Here is a 9,788-nt window from a genome sequence, read left to right on the forward strand (position 1 = left end):
CATAGCGGGGCAAGTATAAATATTTTTATAATATACGCCCATTTACGGGCAGGTTCATGCGGAATTAAAGCCGGGGCCTTATTATTGACTATGGGTATAACATTATTTGAAAAAATGACAGCATGAAGATAAACAGCACCAACTTAGCCAAAGCTGATTTACTGGAATCAGAATCATTTATACGGGAGTATGCCGAAGAGACCGCAAATCTGAGTAAAAAAGAGGCGGCACACCGTATAAGCGAAATTGCGGCACAGGCGGAGGTGCATCCGCTTCAGCAGTGGCATCCGGAAACGGAAGAACTTCTTTGGGCGGCCAAAGCCGCATGGCGCAACAGCAACCGCTGCATCGGTCGCCTGCACTGGCGCTCCCTGCACCTTTTCGACCGCCGCGATATTACCGGAACCGATGAAGCATACGAAGCCCTGCTTGAGCACCTGCGCTTTGCAACCAACGGCGGGCGCATCCGCTCAACCATTTCAGTATTCTCAAACGAGCTGCAGGTCCTGAATCCACACCTGATACGTTTTGCGGGCTTTCGGGAAGCAGACGGCAGCATTACTGGCGACCCTATGCTGGCCGGTTTTACCGATTTTGTGCTGAAGCTCGGCTGGAAGCCGCGCAGGCGCGGGCCCTTCGAATTCCTGCCGCTTGTGTTGCAGCGGCAGGGCGAAGCACCTCAGCTGTTTGAGCTGCCCAACGAGCCGGAGGTAGCCCTGCGTGTGCCGATAAGCCACCCTGAGCTGGATTTCAGCCCGCTGGGCCTTCAGTGGCATGCCCTGCCGGTTATCAGTAATATGGACCTCGCATTCGGCGGGCTGCGCTTCCACACAGCGCCCTTTAACGGCTACTACATGGGCACCGAAATAGGGGCACGAAATCTCAGCGATGTAAGCCGCTACAACAAGCTGCCGGAAGTTGCCCGGATCATGGGGCTCGATACAAGCCGCGACCGAAGCCTCTGGCGCGACCGCGCCCTGGTTGAGCTGAACCTTGCCGTGCTGCACTCCTTCGATCAGGCCGGGGTAAAAATGGTGGATCACCACACGGCAAGCGAACAGTACCTGCAGTTCGAAGCGCTCGAAGCCCGGCAGCAACGCGAAACCACCGGCGACTGGGCCTGGCTGGTGCCACCCGTATCGGGCAGCGTGTCGCCCCTTTTTCACAAAGAAATGCGCAACCTGATAAAAACCCCCAACTATCTCATGCGCGACGAGCCTTACCCCGTAAAAAAGACGTTAAACAGCAGGGGTTGTCCTTTTAAAAAATAGTTTCACAAACTTTTTGAAAGCGTTTATCTGGTGATTATTATTACATGCTCTGTCTTTTTGAAAAGAGGCAGAAGAAGATGTTAAACTAAATCATCAAAAAAATTGAAATCCATGAATAAATCCCTTGTAATTACCTTCCTTCTTGCGGGCCTTTTCCTTACCGGCTGCTATAATGCCCGCGTAACGACCGGTCTTGCCCCCTCAGCTCAAACCGTTGAAGTAGCCTGGGCACACAGCTTCCTGGGCGGGCTCGTGCCGCCAAACGTGGTAAACGTAGCACAGCAGTGCAGCAGCGGCGTAGCTTCGGTTGAAACCAAGCTGTCGTTTCTGAACCTCGTAGCCAATGCCATCACCTTTGGCTTGTACAGCCCGATGCACATTACCGTTACCTGTGCCGCATCTTCCGCAGAAATCCCTGCTGATGCTCAGCGCCTTGCCGTTGAAGCAGGTCAGGAGTTCAACGAGCAGGCCCTTCAGCAGCTGCTCACCGACGCTGCCCGCCTCTCGGCCGAGCATCAGGCACCGGTTTACCTGCACCTGAACTAATCCTGAATTCATTCCGGATTCAGCTTTAAGCCGGAAATCCATAAAAAAAGCCCCGGTCAGCTAAGCGCTGCGCCGGGGCTTTTTTTTGATTTTGTTTCGGGTGATGGCTTCAGAAGCCTCATCCGGTTTTGGTTATTTCACCAGCATCATGCTGCGGGTTTGTACGAAATCACCGGCCTGAAGGCGGTACACGTACATACCGGAGGCCAGGCGGCCAGCATCAAAGCTTACGGTGTGCGTGCCGGCGGTGTAAAGCCCGCTTGCGAGGCGGGCAACGAGCTGACCCTGCAGGTTGTACACTTCCAGCCTTACTTCAGCCGCTTCGGGCATCTCCCAGCGGATGGTTGTGCTGGGGTTAAACGGGTTAGGATAGTTCTGCTCCAGCACAAAAGCTGAAGGAACTGAGCCTTCTGTTTCGGTATCTACCGTTACCTGATTGTTGAAGTACACAACAGGCATCGTAATGAAAGGCGCGGTGAGGGTAACAACGCGGTTGATGCCACCCTCTTCTCCTACGGCATTAAGCTCCCAGCCGCCGTTAGGCATGGCGCGGCCGTCGCCGGCCTGCATGAAGTATTTGTACTCGAAGCGGCGGCCCGGCTCTCCATCGAGGAAAAGCTCTGCTTCAAAAACGGAATCGCCGTTTTGCTGCAGCACGTACTCCGGGTTGAGGCCCCATGCGCCGAAATTTCCGCGCACAAAAACCTGATCGCCGGCATCGGGCTGAAAAGTACCTTCGGCCTTCATCACTGACATATCAATACGGAAGGTCACCATGCTGAACGGTCCGTCGGCTTCGAGGCCGGTGCCGTTCAGGCTCACAACGGCAGGGCTGTTTTCTGAGGTGCTTTCGATACTCAGGGTGCCGGAAATTTCACCGAGCTCCATCGGGCTGAAGCTTACCACAAATTCGGTGCTTTCACCGGGGCCGAGCGTAACAAGTGCACCTTCAGCAGAGAAGGAAGCTGAACTCAGGCTAAAGCCGGTAATTTCAATCGTTTCATCACTGCTGTTGGAAACCGTTACGGGCAACTGAGCGCTTTGACCCTGCTCCACTTCACCGAAGCTGAGGCTGCGGGGGTTGGCAATCAGGCCGTCTTCCGGACCTACAAGCAGCGAAAATTCCAGCATGGTGCTCAGGTTGGTGAGGTCGTTGCTGCGAACCAGCGTTGTAGCCGTGTACTCGCCTTCTTCAATTTCGGTTGTATCGAAAGTGAGGATGAGTTCAAGGCTTTCACCGACGGGGATGCTGCCTGAGGCAGGTGTAATCGAACTGAGGAACAGGGAGCGCTCAACGGCGCCGATCAGCTCGATTTCACCGGTCCAGACGGAGCTGCTGCCGGTGCTCCACCCATGGCCGATCCAGATGTTCAGATCGTCAAGAAGCAGGGGTGCAGGGATGGTGATGGTGGTGTTTACGGGCGTTCCCGGTGCGCTCTGGTTTCCGGTACCCCAGGGGATGCGGGTGCCTGAAGGCCCAAAATCACTGAAACCGCCAACCTGCAGTACAACAGTTTGTGTGTTCACTTCCTCACCATTCGTGAAAATAATGGCAAGGTCGCTGGCCCAGGTTTGCCCGCCGGCCTGATTAATCACAAAGTTTCCGCGCACGGCGCTGAGCTCATTTGTGAGGCCATCACCCGTTACATCAAAAAACTGTCCGCCGCTGGCAGTCAGGTTTTCAAATTCGAAGGTCACGGAAGGCAGTTCATCATTCAGAATGAACGCGTAGGTGTCGTTTGCGGTGCGGTCTTCGATCAGGGCGAGGTCGGCAGAGAGTAGCGGACCCCGGGCGCCTGTTTCCCAAAGGTGATAGCGCTGGCGGGCACGCTCGGCGGCGCGGGCCTCTTCACTCGTTGCAGGCGCTGCCATTGCGCTCAGGCCTCGGGTATTTTCAGGTGTAAAGCGCCTTTCGTTCAGGAAGGAAGGCAGCACAAAAGTGAGCAGGCCCTCGCCGGTATTGGTGAGCGTGAGGGTTCTCTGGGTTACGCTGTTTTGCGGCATAACCAGGTCGAAGCTGGTTTCGCTGAACGTAATTCGTGGCGAGCCGTCGGTTGAGGCGTTTACCACATTGGAAACGCCCGACTCATTTCCGAAGAAGTCGCTCGCCACAATAGCGAAATAATATTCGGTTAAGGGGGTGAGGTCCTCCACTGTAAATACTTCTGCGGTGCCTGCCTGCAGCGGGCGGCGAACGCCTTCTACCGGAGTTGCCTCCTCAAAGTTGGAGGCGTTAATCGGGCTCTCAGAAACGCGGAGGTCGTAATTGCCGGCGCGGCCTTCATCCCCGCTGCCGCCCGGCGCGGTCCAGCTGAGGGTGATGCTGTTTTCGGTTGGGAGGCCAACAACGGCAAGATCGGTGATGGTTGCCGGCGGGATGCCGTCGTCTTCACCCGGCCCGGGAAAGCTGAGGCCGGAGTTCTCAAAAATCCAGTCCTCAAAATAGGAAACCCGCGCGTACATACCCATGTGGGTAGGCCCAGCACAGCCGGTACCCCAGCTGGTGATACCGGCAACCACATAGCCAACAGGGCTGCTGTCGTCGGGTACCACAAGCGGCCCGCCGCTGTCGCCCTGGCAGGCATCTACCCCGCCCACGCCCCAAAGTCCGGCGGCGAGCATATCATCGGTGATTGTAACATTGGGGTAACCCACCTGCGCCTGCTCGTTCGATACAATCGGCACTTCGGCCCATTGCAAAATAGAGGGAGCGGGCCCGCCGGAGAACAGACGTCCCCAGCCGGTAATAATGGAAGGCACGTCTTCATCTTCAAAACCAAGCAGGTTGTGCATTTCGGTAGAAATGGGGGCGATGGCAACATTGGGATCGCTGAGATCGAGCGGTTCGCCCAGGCGCAGCAGGGAGATGTCACGGCCCTGGGTTACGCTTACATATTCGGGATGATTGATAATCTGCACGGCCTGGCGATCCTGCCCGGAGGTATCGTTTTTGTTGGTAACGCCGGCACGGATAAAGGCAGAGCCGCCGATACAGTGGGCTGCGGTGAGAATCCACTCGGCATCAATTACAGTGCCCCCGCAGTACTGAGAGCCCGCAGCGGTTACAAGGGCTACGGTCCAGGGGTAGTCGGCGATATCGGCATCTTCGCCGCCTACGATCTTACCGATGCGTAAACCAACCATCTCATACATCTGCTGAAGATGGCGGCGCTCTTCAGGGGTAAGAACGAGGGTATCAAGGTACTGGGAAATTATTTCGGGATCTTTGATAAACTGCGCTTCAGCATTTTGTGCCGGCAAAACCGTAAGCAGAAGCAAGCTAAAGAGTATTACAGTAAAAGAGTGTTTCATCAGATTGAGTTGTGGTTAATGATAGCGATGAACTGTACCCTACAGCAATAAAATCATGCTGTCTGTAGCTATACAGGGAGCTATAATGTTGGCTTTTCTTATGGCTTTTGCTCTGTCGCAGCCTGAGTATTCGGGGCAGGTAAAGTCAGTTTACGCAGAAATGGGTACAGCTTTAAATGTTAGTTAAACACCATATGTTTTACAAGTAAAAAAAGCAAGCTTAATGGATAAGCCGCTTTATCGCGAACGGTAACAGTTCACGGGTAATTGGTTAATTATGGTAGGCCAAAAACTGAAAAGCGCTTTTCTGTTAAGGGTTGAAATGCGCAGAAAAAAAGAATTTCGGGAGCTTTCTTTGGAAGCGGTTTTGTGTTTACTGAGTGTGCTTCAGGGCAGCATGAGCATAGTTTTGGCGAAATAGTACCTGAAATTGCCCTCATAAAAGCTTAAATTCACATACTGTTATTAGATTATGACCTATGCAATTACAGCTCCCTGATGTAATGCAGCTTAACCTCTTTCACCCCCCATTTTACACGACACTTGCCGGGCCGTATGCCGGCATAAACCAATACGCAAAACTACTTTTGGATTTGAAGGACGCACTGATGATATGAGAAAAAAAGAGAAACGTTTCCCCGACTGGACGAAAACAGTTGTGGGCCTGTGCCTGGGCTTGATTGGCTTTATGATTCCCCTTTTTGTTCACTTCGACGGGCTTTCGTTTGCCGGCCATCTCACTTTGGGGATATTCCTGGTTGCGGCGTCGTTCTGGATGCTGGAGCCCATCCCCATTTATGCAACTTCCATGCTGGTTATTTTCCTGCAAATTGTGCTGCTGAGCACGCAGGGGCCGCTTTTTCAGGATTCATCCCTGCCGGAGTTTCAGCTTGAAGCGGCCGCACAGGAGCAGGTCTGGCAGGTGCCCGATTCGGCCGTTGACGGCAATCAGCTCTGGCTTCGAAAGGGGGCAAGGAGTTCCGAGGCGATTCAGATAGAAGTGGTTGAAAGCGAAGCCGGTTTCACCTTTGTGCGCAGCGGTGAGCTGAGCGAAGGCACTGCCATTGTTTCGGATGTGAACCACAAACTGGTAGGCTACACCCCGGCATCATACACCCTATTTTTGGGTACGCTCGCGAGCCCCATCATCATTCTGTTCCTCGGCGGTTTCATGCTTGCGGCAGCCGCAGTGAAATACAACCTTGATAAGAACCTTACCAACGTGCTGCTCAAACCCTTCGGTCAGAAACCGATGTTCATTATTCTCGGTTTGATGCTGGTAACGGCCGTACTATCAGCTTTTATGAGCAACACGGCTACTACTGCGATGATGATGACGGTCGCCATCCCCATCGCCCTGCAGATTGACACGAAAGATAAATTCCGGATTATTCTTGCCCTCAGTATCCCGATTGCGGCCAACCTTGGCGGTATGGCTACGCCGATCGGAACCCCGCCCAACGCCATCGTGATTTCGGCGCTCAATCAGCAGGGCATACAGCTGGCTTTCGGTACCTGGATGCTGATCGCAACGCCGCTGGTAATTGTAATGCTGCTGGCCGCATGGGGGCTGATGCGCTTTTTCTACCCGCCAACGGTAACAAGTTTTAAGCTACAGCTCGACAGCGCCTTTGAGAAATCGCCCAAAGCGATCATCATGTACGCTGTTTTTGCACTTACGGTGCTGTTGTGGGTTACCGAGGCGCAGCACGGCATACCGAGCGGCATGGTCGCTTTCCTGCCGATTATGGCCCTCACCGTGAGCAGCGTACTCGAGAAAGAAGACATCCGGAAGCTTCCCTGGGAAGTGCTCTGGCTGGTAGCCGGCGGTATTTCGCTCGGCCTTTCGATGGAAAACACAGGCCTGGCCGTATGGCTGGTTTCCAGCATCAGCTGGGATGTGCTGCCGCAGATTATGCTGCTGCTGGTGTTCGGCTTTGTAGCCCTGATGCTTTCCAACTTCCTGAGCAATACTGTAACCGCAACGCTGCTCATTCCGCTGGCCGTGAGCATGGGTACCTCGGGTATAGCCGGTGAAGGCTTCAGCCTGGTTATTTCTGCCGTGCTTATCGGTATGGCCTGTAACATGGCGATGCTGCTGCCTATTTCCACCCCGCCTAATGCTATTGCCATGAGTACCGGTTATATTAAAACAGCCGATATGGTTAAAATCGGCGGCATAATCGGGATTATTGGCCTGTTTGTGGCGCTTGCCTACGCGGTGCTGTTCTGGCCTGCCGTTCTTTTATAAACATTTGAGGAGACTGACCTATGTCAACAATTTATATTTTATGTGTTGAAGATGAGCCCGAAGTTCTGGACGTTGTTGTTCGTGACCTCGCAGCGCTCGAAGACGTTTTCCCTATCGAAATGGCGGTTTCTGCTGAAGAAGCCCGTCAGATCATCAAAGAAATCGAGGAGAACGGTGATAAAATCGGCCTTGCCATCTGCGATCACGTAATGCCCGGAGATAAGGGCGTTGAGCTGATGATTGAGATGCAGAACGAGCCCTTCACCGAGCGCACCCGCAAGGTGCTGCTCACCGGGCAGGCCGGCCTCGATGCTACCATCGAAGCCGTTAACCATGCCCGACTCAACCGCTACATCGCAAAACCCTGGGATCCCGAAAATCTCATGAAAGTTGCCATTGATGAACTCACAACCTATGTGATTGAGGCAGAAAAAAACCTGCTTCCGTTCATGAGTTCGCTCGATGCACGGCGGCTTCAGGAGGCGATCCGTGCCAGAGGCAGCATATCTGATTATTAACGCTGTGCATGTTTCGTGGTTCAATGAGGCCTGCTTTATGAGCAGGCTTCACTCCGTGATGCTCAGTCAGGATTTCTGAAGATTGTAAACCGTACTAAATTTATGGCAGGTGATGAAAGCCGCATGCGGCTGCTAAAAAATTCACGGGAAAGGGTGAAAGGTCAGATTCCGCCCCTCGAGTTTGGTTCTGCAGGCCGCAGACTCGATAAAGAAGCGTTTGTAAAAGCAATTAAGGAACTTTTGCCGGGTTCGGAACTGCTTTCGCGGCATCATCAGGTGTATGAGGAAGGAGAGGTCATTCTTCGTGAAAATCAGGAAAACCGCCGCCTTTTTGTGATTCTGACCGGCTATGTGAAGCAGCTCAAGAAGCATGATGATTTCGAGATAGCCATAGACCTGCAGGGCCCGGGTGATTTTATGGGGCTTCTGTCGTTCACCACGGGGCAGCCTGTTTTCACGACCGCCCGTGCAGGCGGCAGGGTGGAAGTGCTTCGTGTGGGGCAGTCATCCCTCGATAAAATTCAGGACAGCTACCCGGAAATCAGCAAGGTGATTCAGGGCCTAATTTTCTATAACCTGAGCGAGCGCTACCGGCGTGTGGTAACCCTGCACATGGAAATTGCACAGCTCTCGCGCGAGCTCGAAAAAGAGCGCAACACCCTGCGCAATACCATCACCGAGCTGGAGCAAACGCGCAACCTGCTCATCAATCAGGAAAAAATGGCGACCCTGGGTGAGCTCACTGCCGGGCTTGCGCACGAAATCAACAACCCGGCATCGGCCCTGCTGCGCTCGGTTGACTACCTCACCCGCGTGCTGCCCGAAATGGCCGAGCAGGCCGGTGCCCTGCCCGATACCGGCATGGTGCGTACCTTCCTGGAAGCAGGCCTCAACCGCGAAGTACAAAGCACAGACGATCAGCGCAATAAAATGCGGGAAATTCAGAAAAAGTACCCGCATCTAAACCGCTCAACCGTTCGGGATATGGCCGAGCTGAATACCGAAATGCTGGCCAAAATTGATTCCTTCGCCCAAAACAGCGATAAGCCGCGCTCACTGCGGCTGCTGCTCGACAGCCATCAGGCCGGAGTATTTTTGGGCAGCATCAAACTTTCAACCGGCAGGATTGGTCATCTCGTGAAAAGCCTGAAAAGCTACAGCCGTGATTCGCGGGCGGAGCCTGAAGTGGCAGACATCCGCCTCGGCATTCAGGAAACCCTCATGATTATCGGAAACCGCCTGCGCGATATTGAGGTGAGTGTTAATCTGCCCGAAATCCCGATGGTGCGCTGCTATGTGGGCGAGCTGAACCAGGTCTGGACCAACATCGTTATTAATGCCTGCGATGCGATGGATGATACGGGCAGGCTTTACATCAACTGCGGCACCTCGGCAAACGATATGGTCTGGGTTACCATTGCCGATTCAGGGCCGGGGGTTCCGGACAACCTGAAAGCGAAAATCTTTGATTCCAGCTTCACAACCAAAACAGCCGGCGGCGAATTCGGCCTGGGGATTGGCCTCGCCATCACCCGTAGCATCATCCAGAAGCACAGCGGTACCATAAGCGTGCGGGATCGTATGGGCGGCGGAGCCGAGTTCATCATTCACCTTCCCGTTTACAAAAAAATATAGCGGTCAGTCCGTCATTTTATCGCATAAGGTCACACAACGGTCTGCGAACGGCTGATAACTTAGTTGTGGGGATGATGCTCAGCAGTTGCCTCTGGTGCCCATAAACCCGGGCACTTTCTGGCGTGGCACAATCCGGGCTTCCGCAGTTTTTCGGAACCAGCCTTTTTTTAGCATGAGGGAAACCTGTGCAGCAGGGGGCAGCCGCAGCTCCGCTGAAACAAATATGGTTACACCGTCCTGACTATATTCGGCAAA

The 9,788-nt window shown here is 53.8% G+C and carries 6 protein-coding genes; 5 read left to right on the forward strand and 1 reads right to left on the reverse strand.

The genetic code is table 11. The features are described from left to right. Positions 1-122 precede the first annotated feature (122 nt). Together LAT75_RS13860 and LAT75_RS13865 are read left to right on the forward strand one after the other, a co-directional pair. Positions 123-1,271, forward strand: coding sequence for a nitric oxide synthase oxygenase (locus tag LAT75_RS13860; protein ID WP_291483274.1), 1,149 nt, complete (start codon positions 123-125; stop codon positions 1,269-1,271). Positions 1,272-1,382: 111 nt separating this feature from the next. Then, positions 1,383-1,817 carry a Bor family protein gene (locus tag LAT75_RS13865; RefSeq protein ID WP_291483275.1) on the forward strand — a complete coding sequence of 145 codons (435 nt, stop codon included), beginning with the start codon at positions 1,383-1,385 and terminating at the stop codon, positions 1,815-1,817. 132 nt (positions 1,818-1,949) lie between these two features. Here the strand turns inward: LAT75_RS13865 and LAT75_RS13870 are convergent, their stop codons facing one another. Then, on the reverse strand, positions 1,950-5,129 hold the full coding sequence (locus LAT75_RS13870; RefSeq protein ID WP_291483276.1) for a trypsin-like serine protease: 3,180 nt from the start codon (positions 5,127-5,129) through the stop codon (positions 1,950-1,952). A gap of 613 nt (positions 5,130-5,742) precedes the next feature. Here LAT75_RS13870 and LAT75_RS13875 point away from each other — a divergent pair. From LAT75_RS13875 to LAT75_RS13885, 3 genes are all read left to right on the forward strand, one after another. Next, entirely contained in the window at positions 5,743-7,380 is a 1,638-nt protein-coding gene (locus LAT75_RS13875; RefSeq protein ID WP_291483277.1) for an SLC13 family permease, read from the forward strand. 20 nt (positions 7,381-7,400) lie between these two features. Further along, positions 7,401-7,898, forward strand: coding sequence for a response regulator (locus LAT75_RS13880; RefSeq protein ID WP_291483278.1), 498 nt, complete (start codon positions 7,401-7,403; stop codon positions 7,896-7,898). Positions 7,899-8,000: 102 nt separating this feature from the next. After that, positions 8,001-9,533 (forward strand): ATP-binding protein, encoded by a 1,533-nt coding sequence (locus LAT75_RS13885; protein WP_291483279.1) that lies wholly within the window; start codon positions 8,001-8,003, stop codon positions 9,531-9,533. Positions 9,534-9,788 lie beyond the last annotated feature (255 nt).

The organism is Cyclonatronum sp., from assembly GCF_022565315.1.
Lineage (GTDB): Bacteria > Bacteroidota > Rhodothermia > Balneolales > Cyclonatronaceae > Cyclonatronum.